The organism is Anoxybacillus sp. CHMUD (assembly GCF_013096965.1).
GTDB lineage: Bacteria > Bacillota > Bacilli > Bacillales > Anoxybacillaceae > Anoxybacillus > Anoxybacillus kestanbolensis_A.
The window spans coordinates 198,626-213,252 of sequence record NZ_SDLG01000001.1; the positions used below are offsets into that span (position 1 = coordinate 198,626).

General features: G+C 41.1%; 17 protein-coding genes and 1 CRISPR repeat array (1 of these 18 cut by a window edge). Of the genes, 6 read left to right on the forward strand and 11 right to left on the reverse strand.

From position 1 onward, the window contains the following. Positions 1–19: 19 nt before the first annotated feature. From ETB99_RS01110 to ETB99_RS01145, 8 genes are read right to left on the reverse strand one after another with little or no spacing between them, the layout of a single operon-like run. On the reverse strand, positions 20–760 hold the full coding sequence (locus ETB99_RS01110; RefSeq protein WP_171699707.1) for a class I SAM-dependent DNA methyltransferase: 741 nt from the start codon (positions 758–760) through the stop codon (positions 20–22). Further along, positions 757–1,113, reverse strand: coding sequence for a ribosome silencing factor (gene rsfS / locus ETB99_RS01115; protein ID WP_006317816.1), 357 nt, complete (start codon positions 1,111–1,113; stop codon positions 757–759). The genes ETB99_RS01110 and rsfS overlap by 4 nt, the downstream gene beginning before the upstream one ends. Continuing rightward, on the reverse strand, positions 1,110–1,685 hold the full coding sequence (yqeK, locus tag ETB99_RS01120) for a bis(5'-nucleosyl)-tetraphosphatase (symmetrical) YqeK (RefSeq protein WP_004889432.1): 576 nt from the start codon (positions 1,683–1,685) through the stop codon (positions 1,110–1,112). The genes rsfS and yqeK overlap by 4 nt, the downstream gene beginning before the upstream one ends. Continuing rightward, positions 1,675–2,241, reverse strand: a complete 567-nt coding sequence (locus ETB99_RS01125; protein ID WP_004889430.1) for a nicotinate-nucleotide adenylyltransferase — start codon at positions 2,239–2,241, stop codon at positions 1,675–1,677. The genes yqeK and ETB99_RS01125 overlap by 11 nt, the downstream gene beginning before the upstream one ends. Before the next feature lie 10 nt (positions 2,242–2,251). After that, on the reverse strand, positions 2,252–2,545 hold the full coding sequence (yhbY, locus tag ETB99_RS01130; protein WP_004889429.1) for a ribosome assembly RNA-binding protein YhbY: 294 nt from the start codon (positions 2,543–2,545) through the stop codon (positions 2,252–2,254). Next, positions 2,539–3,369, reverse strand: coding sequence for a shikimate dehydrogenase (gene aroE, locus ETB99_RS01135; protein WP_171699708.1), 831 nt, complete (start codon positions 3,367–3,369; stop codon positions 2,539–2,541). Before aroE ends, yhbY begins: the two co-directional genes overlap by 7 nt. A gap of 16 nt (positions 3,370–3,385) precedes the next feature. Beyond that, a complete protein-coding gene (yqeH, locus tag ETB99_RS01140) occupies positions 3,386–4,489 on the reverse strand; it encodes a ribosome biogenesis GTPase YqeH (RefSeq protein WP_171699709.1) in 1,104 nt (367 codons plus the stop codon). A gap of 5 nt (positions 4,490–4,494) precedes the next feature. Further along, positions 4,495–5,007, reverse strand: coding sequence for a YqeG family HAD IIIA-type phosphatase (locus ETB99_RS01145; RefSeq protein ID WP_077428841.1), 513 nt, complete (start codon positions 5,005–5,007; stop codon positions 4,495–4,497). A 278-nt stretch (positions 5,008–5,285) separates the two neighbouring features. Here ETB99_RS01145 and ETB99_RS01150 point away from each other — a divergent pair, with 278 nt between their 5' ends. Next, on the forward strand, positions 5,286–5,426 hold the full coding sequence (locus ETB99_RS01150; RefSeq protein WP_077428843.1) for a sporulation histidine kinase inhibitor Sda: 141 nt from the start codon (positions 5,286–5,288) through the stop codon (positions 5,424–5,426). A gap of 8 nt (positions 5,427–5,434) precedes the next feature. Here the strand turns inward: ETB99_RS01150 and ETB99_RS01155 are convergent, their stop codons facing one another. Beyond that, positions 5,435–6,232 (reverse strand): phosphatidylserine decarboxylase, encoded by a 798-nt coding sequence (locus tag ETB99_RS01155; RefSeq protein WP_171699710.1) that lies wholly within the window; start codon positions 6,230–6,232, stop codon positions 5,435–5,437. Between the two features lie 124 nt (positions 6,233–6,356). Between ETB99_RS01155 and pssA the strand changes: the two genes are divergently transcribed. From pssA to motB, 3 genes are all read left to right on the forward strand, one after another. Further along, positions 6,357–6,896 carry a CDP-diacylglycerol--serine O-phosphatidyltransferase gene (gene pssA / locus ETB99_RS01160; protein WP_006317790.1) on the forward strand — a complete coding sequence of 180 codons (540 nt, stop codon included), beginning with the start codon at positions 6,357–6,359 and terminating at the stop codon, positions 6,894–6,896. Between the two features lie 140 nt (positions 6,897–7,036). Beyond that, positions 7,037–7,837, forward strand: a complete 801-nt coding sequence (gene motA / locus ETB99_RS01165; RefSeq protein ID WP_129000601.1) for a flagellar motor stator protein MotA — start codon at positions 7,037–7,039, stop codon at positions 7,835–7,837. Beyond that, the gene (gene motB / locus ETB99_RS01170) at positions 7,821–8,576 is read left to right on the forward strand and encodes a flagellar motor protein MotB (protein WP_003393832.1); all 756 of its coding nucleotides are present in this window, start codon (positions 7,821–7,823) and stop codon (positions 8,574–8,576) included. The genes motA and motB overlap by 17 nt, the downstream gene beginning before the upstream one ends. A gap of 27 nt (positions 8,577–8,603) precedes the next feature. Here motB and ETB99_RS01175 read toward each other — a convergent pair whose 3' ends face one another. Beyond that, positions 8,604–9,920 carry a TrkH family potassium uptake protein gene (locus tag ETB99_RS01175; protein WP_171699731.1) on the reverse strand — a complete coding sequence of 439 codons (1,317 nt, stop codon included), beginning with the start codon at positions 9,918–9,920 and terminating at the stop codon, positions 8,604–8,606. A 175-nt stretch (positions 9,921–10,095) separates the two neighbouring features. Between ETB99_RS01175 and sigK the strand changes: the two genes are divergently transcribed. Next, positions 10,096–10,809, forward strand: coding sequence for an RNA polymerase sporulation sigma factor SigK (gene sigK, locus ETB99_RS01180; RefSeq protein WP_171699711.1), 714 nt, complete (start codon positions 10,096–10,098; stop codon positions 10,807–10,809). 299 nt (positions 10,810–11,108) lie between these two features. Here sigK and tnpB read toward each other — a convergent pair whose 3' ends face one another. Then, on the reverse strand, positions 11,109–12,263 hold the full coding sequence (tnpB, locus tag ETB99_RS01185) for an IS200/IS605 family element RNA-guided endonuclease TnpB (protein WP_171699712.1): 1,155 nt from the start codon (positions 12,261–12,263) through the stop codon (positions 11,109–11,111). A gap of 28 nt (positions 12,264–12,291) precedes the next feature. On the opposite strand from tnpB, the gene ETB99_RS01190 reads away from it, so the two are divergent. Next, positions 12,292–12,795, forward strand: coding sequence for an IS630 family transposase (locus ETB99_RS01190; RefSeq protein WP_171699713.1), 504 nt, complete (start codon positions 12,292–12,294; stop codon positions 12,793–12,795). 132 nt (positions 12,796–12,927) lie between these two features. Continuing rightward, positions 12,928–14,627: a CRISPR direct-repeat array (repeat unit 30 nt; unit sequence GTTTCAATTCCTCATAGGTACGATACAAAC); it runs 26 nt beyond the window's last position.

Here is a 14,627-nt window from a genome sequence, read left to right on the forward strand (position 1 = left end):
GTGAGGCACTTTTGGGATTTTATTTTTGCGCAATGAAAAAAATGCGCTCGCTTTCTTTTGTTGGTTGTTGCTCTGTGAAATCCGCCCATACATGCAATACATGAAACCCTGCTTGTTTTAACCACATGACATATTGATCGACATCGTATGTTCGCTGTACGTGCATTTCATCGACTCGTTCATACATCCCTTCTTGTAATTGAACAAAAAACGTGAGTTCGTGTTCGACGCTATGTGGCCACGGTCCTTCGTAACAGTTCCATATGTAGCTCACTTGGTCATCATTGCTCGCAAACGTGCGATGATGCAAAAAGACGTGTTCCATTTTAAATAAAGAATGTACATCAAATAAAAACAATCCGCCAGGTCGCAATTGTTCATATACGCGCATAAACGTAGCGATAACGTCTTCTTCCTGTAATAAATAATTGAGTGAATCACAAAAAATGACGATTGTATCAAACGGCTCGAACGGGCCAAATTCGCGCATATCTTGCTGAAAAAACGAGAGGTTTACCCCCCGCTCCTCTGCTTTCATCTGCGCAATAGTCAACATTTGTTCCGACAAATCGACACCGGTGACGTCAAACCCTTTTTCCGCTAACCGAATCGCAAGTTCCCCTGTACCGCATCCGAGATCAAGCAGTCGTTTTCCATTGTGATACGAAGTAACCGTTCGTTCAACGAGGGCACACCACGCATCATATGGAGCATCGCTCATTAATTGATCATACCAACTCGCAAATCGTTCGTACGTCATGCCCCAAGATCACTCTCAATGTGTTCAAGCGGTGCGTCGCCCCATAAGCGTTCAAGATTGTAATATTCGCGGTCTTCTTTATGAAACACGTGAACGACAACATCCCCTAAATCAACTAAAATCCAACGCGCCTCGTCAAATCCTTCAACACGTTTGACTACAACACCATGCTCTTCTGCTTTTTCTTTAATTTCACGCGCGATCGCTTGTACTTGTTTATCGGAATGACCGTGACAAATCATAAAGTAGTCAGCGACAAGCGAAATGCCTTTCATATTTAACGCTACGATGTTTTCGGCTTTTTTGTCATCCGCTGCTTGTACTGCAATACGTAAAATATCTCGTTCTGTCATGAAGAAACCTCCTTCAATTTTTTAGCTATATCATTATACGTATGGAACGTATCTGGGTAAATCGGTTCGCGTTTGTCCATTAAAAATTGGATCGTATTTTGAAGCGCTCGAAACAGCGCACGATCTAGATGCTCTCGCGCCAACGCACGCACTTCGTCAACACCCGGAAACGAACGATTTGGCTCAATGTAATCAGCAATGTATACAATTTTCTCAAGCAATGTCATATTTGGTCTTCCTGATGTATGATAACGTATCGCTTGTAAAATGTCTTCATCTTGAATGCCGACTTCCGTTTGGACTAAATATGCCCCAACAGGCGCATGCCATAACTCTGGGCTATATGCTAACAAATCTTGGGGCATATGTTGTTCGATAATGATGCGCTTCATTTCTTCTTTTGTGCGGAATTTTGCATAGTCGTGAAAAATTGCCGCCAATTCCGCTTTTTGTACATCAGCTCCGTACAATTTCGCCAGTTCAATGGCTGTTTCCATCACGCCTAACGTATGAATATACCGCTGTTCTTTTAATTGTGTGCGCACGATCGCTAACGCTTCTTCACGTTTCATACAACCGATTCTCCTTTATATATAATTGAACCGCTTCCGGCAACAAATACGTGACACTTTTCCCACTTTGAATCCGCTCACGAATAAGCGAAGAAGAAACCGCAAACGTCGGCACATCCACTTCGATGATCGGATACGGTGTACGAAGAGAATAGCCAGGCCGTTTCACCCCGACAAATTGCACAAGCTGAACAAGTTCGTCAATTCGATACCAATTCGGTAAATATTCAACCATATCTCCACCGATAATAAAGTAAAACATCGTATCCGGATATCTTTGCTTCAACAAAACGATCGTATCGTACGTATATGATCGCTCTTTTCGTTCAAGCTCAATCGTTTCAACGCGAAAGTGCGGTTGATTCGCAATCGCCGCCCGCAACATATGAACGCGATGCACGTGATCCGTCACCTGTTTATCTTTATGAGGTGGAATGTAATTTGGCATAAACCATATTTCATCGAGCTGTAACTCCGTTCGTACATCATCCGCAATTAATAAATGCCCGTAATGAGGCGGATCAAACGTCCCACCTAAAATGCCTACTTTTTTCACCACAACGCTCCTATTTCGGTAACACAATTTGTTTATGTTCACGCGATTCTTTATATAATACGATCGTATGCCCAATCAGTTGGACGACTTCCGCCCCTGCACCTTCCGCTAATTGCTCTGCCACTACTTCTTTTTCTTCTTCGCAATTTTTTAATACACTCACTTTAATCAGCTCTCTTGCTTCAAGCGCATCGGCAATTTGCTTAATCATATTGTCATTGACGCCACCTTTTCCCACTTGGAAAATCGGTGTTAAATGATGAGCTAAAGAACGTAAAAATCGTTTTTGTTTTCCTGTTAACATGTTTTTCCTCCTAACTGTTGTATCACAAGTTGTTCCATTCGTTTCGTATTTGGAAAGATCCCTGTCCACTTTTCGAACGCTAGTGCACCTTGATAGACGAACATGCCTACACCGTTTTGCACGCGCGCCCCTTTTTCTTTTGCTTCTTGCAAAAATTTCGTCATGAGTGGATTGTAAATAATGTCGCTGACGATCGTCCCGGTTTTTAACGTTTGAAGGGAGATCGGCATCGTATCGACATGTGGGTACATACCGACAGACGTTGTATTAATGATGATGTCGTACGCTCCTAACCGTTCTTCTGCTTGTTCAAGCGAATACACAGCTGACCGTTCTTTTTGAATAAACGCCTCTGCCTTTTCCATCGTGCGATTACATATATCAATAGCAGCTGCTTCATGTTTTAAAAGAGTAAAATAAATGCCGCGCGCCGCTCCACCTGCACCGATAATCAATATGCGTGCGCCAGATAATTCAATGTTCATTTGCTCGCATAACGCTCGGACAAATCCTTCACCATCTGTATTATAGCCAACCCATTTTCCATTTTCATTAACGACTGTGTTTACTGCCCCCATTTGCTTAGCCGTTTCATCAAGCTCATCCATATATTCCATCACCGCTGTCTTATGCGGGATCGTCACATTAAACCCAGCGCATTGTAACGCTTTTAAGCCTTCTACCGCCTCTTTTAACATATGCGGTTCGACGTGAAACGCATGATAATGCGCATCAATATGTAACGATTGAAACGCATCGTTATGCATAAGCGGCGACAACGAATGATGAACAGGACAGCCGATCAGCCCAAACAATTTCAACATCCTCTCCCCCTTTGTGTTAAATGAGCGACTTCCGCAACATTACACCAACGCCTTTTGGCGCATATGCGATGACTTGTGCCCCCGGCTCGTGACACGTCACCCAGCCAAGCCCTGAAAAAACGATATCTGTTTTTGGTTCTTTTAACGTAAAATGATGGGCGACAAGCGGTGGCAATTGCTCGCAATAGCTTTTGCGCGGCGGCTGCAACAATTCACCAAGATGTCTTTCATACAATTCATCGGCATGTTCACGTTTCGTTCGATGAATAAATAATTCATTCGACATATAACATACAAATGGACGTCTCCCACCACTTACATAATCTAATCGAGCAAGCCCACCAAAAAACAACGTCTGTTGTTCGTTCAATTGATATACTTTCGGCTTAATTTCTTTTTTCGGTGTAATGACTTTTAAATCTTTCTTGTCAACGAAATGCGCCATTTGATGATGGTTTATAATTCCCGGTGTATCATAAAGCGCTGAGCCATCATCGAGTGGAATTTCAATCATATCAAGCGTTGTCCCTGGAAAATATGATGTCGTAATGACATTTCCTTTACCCGTCGCTTCTTTAATAATACGGTTAATAAACGTTGATTTTCCAACGTTCGTACAACCGACAACATATACGTCTTTTCCGTTGCGATACTCGTCAATCGCCGTCATGACTTCCTTCATGCCATATCCTTTATGTGCACTAACTAAAAAAACGTCACGCGGCTGTAAGCCAAGTTCTCGTGCAGTTTGTTTCATCCAACGCGTGACCTTTTCATGTTTGACGGACTTTGGCAACAAATCCACTTTATTGCCGACAAGTAACACATCTTTTTTTCCGACAAACCGATGCAACCCTGGCAACCAGCTTCCATTGAAATCGAAAATATCAACGATTTTCACGACCAGTCCATCTGCTTGTCCGATGCCGTGCAAAATGTTTAAAAAGTCGTCATCTGTTAATGATACGTCTTGCACTTCGTTGTAATGTTTTAACCGAAAACAACGTTGACAAATAATCGGATCGCGTTCAAGCGCTGAAGGAGGCGCATATCCGACTTTCGTTTCGTCTTCTGTTTGAATCGTTACTCCACATCCAATACAAATGACTTGTTCACTCATTATCATCACTCCCAATGAATCATACCTTTTTTTCGCATGACATTTAAAATTCTTCGTTCAATATTTCGATTCACACGCGTAAAAAAGCCGTCTGTTTGCGCAACAGGGACGACTAAAATCGTATGCAAGCCGAGGCGATTACCGCCAAACACATCGGTAAGAAGCTGGTCACCGATAACGACGACTTCTTCCTTTCTTAGCTTCATGTCGCGCAACGCTTGTTGGAACGCTCTCGTTAACGGCTTGCGCGCTTCGAAAATGAACGGAATGCCGAGCGGCTTCGCGAACGCTTCCACTCTTTTTTTATTGTTGTTTGACACGATTGTCACTTGAATGCCGCTTTGTTTCATTTGTTCAAACCAACTGACAACTTCCGGCGTCGCAAGCGGACGATCCCATTCAATTAACGTATTGTCTAAATCGGTAATAATCCCTTTCATTCCTTTTTGTTTCAAATGTTCTGGCGTAATCTCAAAAATACTTTTCGCATGTTCATTTGGCAAAAAATATTTTAACATACTTCCTCATTCCTTCTCCGTTTTTTACATAAATAAACAAATTGTAAAATTTTTCGACAAAACCCGACGTTTTTCACGTTTTGTGGATAACTTTATACACATCATCCACACGCATTTTTCAACATTCCATCACCTTTATAAACAATAAATCCACAACTTATCCACCATCACATGTGGATAATCAGAACGATTGTTCTTATTTTCGATTTATGGTAAAGTGAAGATAAACCTACCATTATATGTATACATTTTCCTTTGTATACCGAGGAGGCGAAAAAATGAAATGTTTGCCTGACGACTTATTAATTGAATCATACTACAAAGCGAAAGAATTACAACTAAGCAAAGAATTTATTCAACTGATTGAACGTGAGATTTTGCGTCGCCGTCTCCATCATAAACTGAAACAAACATCGTAATTGAGCCTCTATTGGCTCTTTTTCTTTTGCGCCAAAAAGCCGATTCGTTGTCCCATTTTTACTTCAAATGGCGGGACGATTTGTTCGTCTAATGTGAACACATCTTTTTCAAACAGTAACACAACCGTAGAACCGAATGAAAAATATCCGATTTCTTCCCCTTTTTTCACATAATCATGTTCATGTGTTAATTCAATGCTGTTGACAAACATCGCTCCGACTTTCACAATTGCCGTATGCATACCATTTGTACACAGTTCGGTAATTCTTCTGTAATTTTTAGAAAGTGGAGCCTTGCCATATTTCAATCCAAGGCGGTTTACAGGGTATGACTTCCCACCGAGCTCCCACTGCTTCACTACTTCTCCACATATTGGACTATGAATGCGATGATAGTGACTCGGACTTAAATACAAAATAATAAACGTTCCATGCAAATATTTTTCAGCTATCTGATCATCGCCAAGCATTTCACGAATCGAATACGTTTTTCCTTTGACGATGATTTCTTTTTGGTCCGTAATGATCCCAACATCTTCAATGACTGCATCAACCGGGCTGACGACGCTATCTGGATGTGTATCGATCGGACGAAGCCCTTTTTTTAACGTACGCACGAACAATTGTTGTAACGTTTCGTACTCATGCAACTTTTTTTCCATTTCTTCTTTATTAATTTTGTATACTTTCGCATAAGATGAAATGAATAACCGACTCCATTTCGATCGTGTGAACGAAGCGAGACATTTCGATGTCCATGCATGATTTGTCAATTCAATAAATAGTTGATATAGCCATTTAACCAACGATTTCCCCCCCTCAAGTAAAGAATATCCTTTACTAGTTCGCTTATTATCAATAAAATATTAGTAACCGAGTGATATTTTTGGCAAGTGGGTCGGCACGATTTCAATAAAGGAGTGAACTTATATGTTTTTATCCGATTATATTGATCATACCATTAAAAAACTTAAAGCGCATACGGCAAACGTATTGACGTTAACAAACTTAAGCTTAGGCGGTTTCGCGATTTTATTTGCGGTAAAAGGCCAGCTGAACGTCTCTGTATTATTTATCTTTTTAGCTGCACTTGCCGATCGTTTTGACGGAACAGTCGCTCGGAAAATGAACATCGAATCAGACTTAGGAAAACAATTGGACTCAATGAGTGATATTATATCATTTGGAGTAGCACCTGCACTATTACTTTATCAAGGATTGTTGCACGAATTTGGGGCACCCGGCTCATTTTTTACGGTTTTTTATATCGGGTGTGGGGCATTTCGTTTAGCTCGGTTTAACATTACTGAAAGCAACGGGTATTTTACCGGCTTGCCGATCACAGCTGCAGGGTGTTTATTGACGCTCAGTTATTTAACAATTCACTATTTTCCGCCTTACGTCTTTATTTTTATTATTTTCACGCTTTCTCTTTTAATGGTTGGTTCATTTAGGCTAAAAAAAATTTAGTCATACGTAAAAAAAGGAACGCTCACCTTGAAGACTCGTGCTTCAAGGTTTTTTTTCGTACAAATTTCCCTTTTCAAACATTCGGATAAATTATATGATAAACTTGGATTTGTTTTCATTCTGCAACTAGAGGTGATATCATGGATCGTACGTCCTTAATTGGGCTCATTCTTGGCATTATCGCTGTCGGTGTCGGAATGGTGTTTAAAGGGGTAAGCCCAGCTGTGCTCGTTAACCCTGCGGCGATTTTAATCATTTTATTAGGGACAGTGGCCGCAGTGACAATCGCCTTTCCAACGAAAGAAATTTCGAAAGTCCCAAAGCTATTCGGGATAATTTTTAAAGAGTCGAAAACGCCAAAAATTGAAGAATTGATTCCACTTTTCGTTGAGTGGGCGAACATCGCTCGCCGCGAAGGGTTGTTAGCGCTAGAAGCGAAAGTCGCCGAAATTGATGACCCATTTTTGCGCAACGGATTAAGTTTAGCTATTGATGGACAGTCACAAGAATTTATTCGCGATGTGATGACTGAAGAAATTGAAGCGATGGAAGAACGTCATCTCGCGAATGCAACTATTTTCACACAAGCAGGAACGTATGCTCCTACACTTGGGGTACTTGGGGCCGTCGTTGGGTTAATCGCTGCCTTACAAGATATGTCTGACATTGAACGTCTCGGTCAAGCGATTAGTGCGGCGTTCGTCGCAACGCTTATGGGTATTTTCACCGGATACGTGCTTTGGCATCCGTTTGCGAACAAATTGAAACGGAAATCGAAAGAGGAGATTAAAGTGCGGCAAGTGATGATTGAAGGGGTGCTCTCCATCATCGAAGGACAAGCACCGCGGGCGATCGAACAAAAACTAGCTTCTTACTTGCCGATGAGCGAGCGTCAAAAACTTTTAGAACAAGGAGCTCAAAATAATGGCGAAAAAGCATAAAAAGCATCATCATGAGGAACATGTCGATGAGAGCTGGTTAATTCCGTACGCCGACTTACTGACGTTGCTGTTGGCTTTGTTTATCGTATTATTTGCCAGCAGCCAAATCGACTCTCAAAAGTTTATGCAAATTGCTCGCGCCTTTAATAGCGTGTTTACAGGTGGCACAGGAGCGCTGCAATATTTAAGTCCGATTGAACGCGAAGAAATGGATTCGGTCATTAAAGATTCTCCGAGTCAAAAGCCGTATGTAAAAATTTCAAAAGAAGAATACGAGGAACTAAAAAAGATTCAAAGTAAATTTAACGAATATGTAAAAACGAATCAATTAAGTGGGGAACTATCTGTCGCCATGACAGAAGAAGGACTGCTTGTGACGATCGCAAACGACGTATTGTTCGATTCAGGTAGCGCCGATATTAAACCGCAATATCGCGATGTCGCTAAAAAAATATCGAATTTGCTCGTCATGAACCCACCGCGCAACATCGTCATTAGTGGACATACAGACAACGTGCCAATCAACAATGCAAAGTTTGCTTCAAACTGGGAATTGAGCGTCATGCGCGCCGTTAACTTTATGAAACTATTGCTTGAAAATACAAAATTAGACCCGCAACTATTTAGCGCAAAAGGATACGGTGAATTTAAACCGATCGCATCTAACGCAACAGCTGAAGGACGAGCGAAAAACCGACGGGTAGAAATTTTAATTATGCCGCAAGAACCGGCACAATAAAAGCGAGGGGATGCCCCTCGCTTTTGTTCATCCTGTCAATATATCGCCATTTGGATAACGAATATTTGTTTTTTTCGGCTTCGCAATCGAATAGACGAGCGTTAACGGACCTAATTTTCCAAACAACATGACGCAAATAATAAGCACTTTTCCGATCATTGATAAATGCGGCGTTAAATTCATCGAGAGCCCAACGGTCCCGAACGCGGATACGACTTCAAATAAAAGCGCAAGGACAGATGCATCCTCTGTAAGCGTCAAAGCTAGCGTCACAACAAAAATAAACAACATGCTCATCGAAGCAATCGCTAACGCACGCAAAATAATTGTATGACGAATGGTACGCTGCCAAATGACCGTTTCTTCTTTCCCTTTTAAAAAGCTCACCACCGCAAAAACGATCACCGCAAATGTCGTCAGTTTAATTCCTCCACCTGTCGATGTACTTCCTGCCCCAACAAACATAAGGAAAATCATGAACATCGCTGTCGGCTGGTCAAGTGAACCTATATCAATCGTGTTAAATCCTGCTGTTCTCGGCGTAATACCTTGAAAGTACGATGCCCATAGTTGCTCGGAAAGTGAAAGGGAACCGAGCGTCTTCGGGTTATTATGTTCAAATAAAAAGATGGCAACAATCGCTAGAACGTTTACAATAAGCGTCATCACTAACATCAGCTTCGTATGGAGAGATAGTTTTCGCCACCGTCGTTGATATAACACGTCAAATACGACAGTAAAACCGAGCCCCCCAATAATAACAAGCAAAGAGACGGTCATATTGACGATCGGATCGCCGACAAAACGTGATAAATTATCAGGCCATAATGCAAACCCCGCATTATTAAACGATGCGATCGTGTGGAAAAGGCTGTAATACAGCCCCTTCGCCCAGCCCATTTTCGGAACCCAATCAATTGCTAATAACGTTGCCCCGACAAGCTCCATCAATAAAGAAAACAACAATAAATTTCGCGCTAAACGAATGACACCGCCAAGCGATGGTTGATTTAGCGCCTCTTGCATTAACATGCGCTGCTTCATTCCGATCTTTTTCCCAAGCACAATGACAACAAGCACCGCAAATGTCATAATTCCAAGTCCACCAACTTGAATGAGCACCATTAAAACAATTTCTCCAAATAAGGTAAATGTCGAACCGGGATCAATCGGTGCTAAACCGGTTACCGTTGCGGCAGATGTCGATAAAAAGAACGCATCAAGCCAGCTAATGTCCTTCTCTGTTGCAATCGGCAACTTCAATAACACCCCACCGACAACAACGAGAAAAAGAAACATAAGTGCTAACAACTGCGGTGGGTTGAGTTTTAACGGTTTTGTCATTCCTTTTCGCACGACTCATCCTTCTTTCACGTCATGTTTTTATATTTCACGATTATATATCATTTTCTTCATTAAACAAAGAAGGAAAAAGAAAATAAAGTGTCCAAACACGAACAAGTTTTCTAATGCATATACATACATAAGCAACAAATGACCACCTGTGAGGTGAACGAACATGGGCACGATTTTTTCTGCGCTTGCTTTGTTTGTAAAAGAGCTCGTCTTTTTAGTTTCTTATGTAAAAAATAATGCCTTTCCACAACCGCTTGATGCAAAAGAGGAAGCGATGTATTTGAAACAGATGGCGAAAGGAGATGAACATGCTCGAAATAAGCTGATCGAACATAATTTACGTCTCGTTGCTCACATCGTGAAAAAGTTTGAAAACACGGGAGAAGATCCAGAAGATTTAATTTCAATTGGCACGATCGGCTTAATTAAAGCAATTGAAAGCTATTCAACAGGAAAAGGAACAAAACTAGCGACATATGCTGCTCGTTGTATCGAGAATGAAATACTTATGCATTTACGTTCGCTAAAAAAGACGAGAAAAGACGTTTCCCTTCACGACCCGATCGGGCAAGATCGCGATGGAAACGAAATTAGTTTATTGGATGTATTAAAATCGGAAGATGAAGACATTATCGATATGATCGAAAAAAATAATGAGCTCGAAAACATCGCCCAACATTTACATGTACTGGACGACCGCGAACGCCAAGTGATTATTAGCCGCTTCGGCCTAAACATGCAACCGGAACGCACCCAGCGTGAAATCGCCAAAGAGCTCGGTATCTCGCGCAGCTACGTCTCGCGCATCGAAAAACGGGCGTTAATGAAACTGTTTCATGAATGTTATAAGCATGATAAAGGAGAAAAAGGATCGTAGTTAAAAAGGTGTCCCACACGCACTCGGGACACCTTTTCATACGTTACTAAGCCTCCGTCTATTTCTTATGTTTCAATATAATATAAAAAAATGATGACTACAGCCCAAAACAAAAAGTGATTGAAAAGGACAAGCAATGGATGGCTGCTCCCCTTCATGAAACTTCTCCGATGGCGCCATCATCCTGTCCGCTTGAGCAACGATGTTTTCAAACTTTGACTGAAACGCTTTTTCATAATGTCTTTTACATCCCACTACGTTCAGTTGAACTACCGCTAGACTAAAGCCATAGCGGATTCCTACGAACACCGAAAGTTTTTTCGGTTATTTAGTAGGCGATCCCCACAGTTCCTGCGGTTAAGAAGCCTAATCGCTTCGCTTTTAATATTGATACTTGCGTTCACATCTCGGTCGTGATGAGTATGGCACACAGGACATTCCCATTCACGCAAAGCAAGATGTTTCACGTCTTTGTTTTGATAGCCACAGCACGAACAAAGCTGGCTAGACGGAAAGTTTTTTGCTACGGTGACAACTTGTTTTCCGTACCATCTAGCTTTGTATTCGATCATGGCTTTAAACGTTGACCAAGATACCTCTTGAATCGCTTTTGCAAGGTTATGATTTTTTAGCATATGGCTTACAGACAAATCTTCCATCCCGATGATGTCGTGGTTTTTGACAATCTCGGTGGAAATTTTGTGTAAGTAATCATGTCGTGCATTTGTTATTTTTTCGTGCAATCGTGCAACTTTTATTCGTTGCTTATTCCAATTCGAGCCACCTTTTTTTCGTCTGGAAAGAATACGTTGTGCTTTTGCTAGCTGTTCTTCCAGCTTATGAAGCCATTTCGGGTTGGCGTACTTTGTTCCATCAGAAAGAACGGCGAATTCCTTCAACCCAACATCGATGCCAACGGCTGAACCCGTTTGAGGCAACGCTTGCACGTCAGTTTCAACCAAAATGGACACAAAGTATTTCCCGCTCGGATTTCGTCTAATCGTAGCAGACAAGATACGCCCTTCTACTTCACGACTTTTAGCAAAACGAACAAGGCCAAGTTTAGGTAGCTTGATGTGTTGATCTAGCACAGCAATATTCCCATTTGTATGCTTAGTTGTATACGATTGCACAGCATTCTTTTTAGACTTAAAGCGCGGTTTGTCGTTTTGCTTTTTAAAAAAGCGATCGTACGCATCATCCAGATGCTTGAGTGAAGATTGAAGCGCAATGCTATCCACTTCTTTTAACCAAGTGAATTCTTTTTTTAATTGCGTCAATTGAGAAGAACAAGCGTTGTAAGTTAATCCCTTGCCCGTTTGCTTATAAGCATCCTCCCATTTCGCTAAAAAATAGTTGAATACAAAACGCGAGCAACCGAATGTTTTCGCGATTAATACTTCTTGTTCTTTATTTGGATAGATGCGAAATTTGTATGCTTTGTTGACCAACATTGACTTCACCTCCTTCCACATGTTTTATGTGGATGAGACACATGTTCGTGCCTATCAAGCGTTGCGTACGACATGGGCAGAAGTAGGAAATCAAAAACACGTGCCGAGCTACGGTCACCACGCCCACGTTTCTATTTTTGGCGCCGTCGATGTTCAACAAGGCGATGTGGTATTTCATCGCGCATCATCCGCCAATGCCGAAACGTTCCTCGACTTTTTGCACCGATTGAAAGAGAAATATACGGACCGATTCCTCGTGCTTGTGTTGAACAATGCGCGTATTCATCATGCCGAGATGGTGCAAGCCTTTCTTGATGACGAGGAAGGCGATGCTTTTCATTTCATCTTTTTGCCACCGTATTCTCCACAGTTAAATCCGATTGAATGGCTGTGGAAGTGGTTGAAAGATGAAGTGATTGCCAACGTTTTTCACAAGGATCAAAATGACATTGCCCAATCCATTACTCGCTTTGAACAGCACGTCTTACAGCACCCAGATGAGGTGTTACGCCGCATCGGGTGTGCTGCGTAAATCAGAGGTTAAAATGCCAATTTGGATGTATATAGAAAGTGAAGAGGGACAAGCACAATACCGCCAACGTCAAACTAACTAAGTACTATACAAACTTTTTACTGTAGAAGCGCTGACTAGTGACCAATACGAGTTTCAATTCCTCATAGGTACGATACAAACTTTCTATACGTGAATCTACATAGCATATTGCAGTTACAGTTTCAATTCCTCATAGGTACGATACAAACGGAGCCAGGAACGGAGCCAGGAACGGAGCCAGGAACGGAGCCAGACGGTTTCAATTCCTCATAGGTACGATACAAACGAAGTGAAAACGAGATGGACGGAAGAAGGGAAAGAATAGTTTCAATTCCTCATAGGTACGATACAAACCACCAGTTTCGTTTGCTACAACCGCTTTTGCTTCCGCCGTTTCAATTCCTCATAGGTACGATACAAACTGACGAAGCATTCGTGTTCGGTGAAGTGCAATTGGCTGTTTCAATTCCTCATAGGTACGATACAAACGCACGAATGAGGAAATAAAACGACTGCGGATCATCGTTTCAATTCCTCATAGGTACGATACAAACCATAACGATTGATTATGTATGCTAATGATGTTTTATGAGAAGTTTCAATTCCTCATAGGTACGATACAAACGAAAATGAAGTTATTTATTACGTATATTAGACTAGCTCAGTTTCAATTCCTCATAGGTACGATACAAACAAAAATGGTGATTTAGTGATCGTCACCATAGATTTGTTTCAATTCCTCATAGGTACGATACAAACGTAGCATTTTACATTGATTATATAGAAATATTGTTACTGTTTCAATTCCTCATAGGTACGATACAAACTCGAAATAAAGCAGGAGATAACACCATATAATGAAAACTAGTTTCAATTCCTCATAGGTACGATACAAACATAGAACACATAGAGAATAAAGGATACTATGTCATAGGCGGTTTCAATTCCTCATAGGTACGATACAAACTTCTTTCTTTTCATGATAATTATACACAAGAAGGAAGTTTCAATTCCTCATAGGTACGATACAAACATCCTGTATCCATTTCGATGATTTTTTTGGGCAACTCAGTTTCAATTCCTCATAGGTACGATACAAACCGTTGGCCAAAAAGAAAAAGATCGTTGCATCTCTGTTTCAATTCCTCATAGGTACGATACAAACATGATGCATTATTTTTATTTCTGATTTTTATATTGTGGTTTCAATTCCTCATAGGTACGATACAAACAGTTACACCTCCTTAATGGACATAATGGTACATATAGTTTCAATTCCTCATAGGTACGATACAAACCTAATGAAATGTGGGAAAAAGTCATTAGTGAAAAGGACAGTTTCAATTCCTCATAGGTACGATACAAACGGAAGAGTTGAAAAAAGAAGTTGCTTACATGAATGAACAGTTTCAATTCCTCATAGGTACGATACAAACGGGCTAAAAAGTGGTGTGACCAGTGGTCATATACCTTGTTTCAATTCCTCATAGGTACGATACAAACGAATGAACATAATCCGCAATATGTGTTTGAGATTAGAAGTTTCAATTCCTCATAGGTACGATACAAACATAAAAAATGACTAGCGGTTGAGCTAGTCGGTTAATGTTTCAATTCCTCATAGGTACGATACAAACCGCGGCGACGTTCCGCAAGCCGCTGTTCTTCTTCTTGTTTCAATTCCTCATAGGTACGATACAAACTCTTCAGATCAGCGTTTTGTTTTACTTGTCGTGGGTTTCAATTCCTCATAGGTACGATACAAACACGCCTAAAGCAGTACCTGAAGCATCCCTATACACTAATGGTTT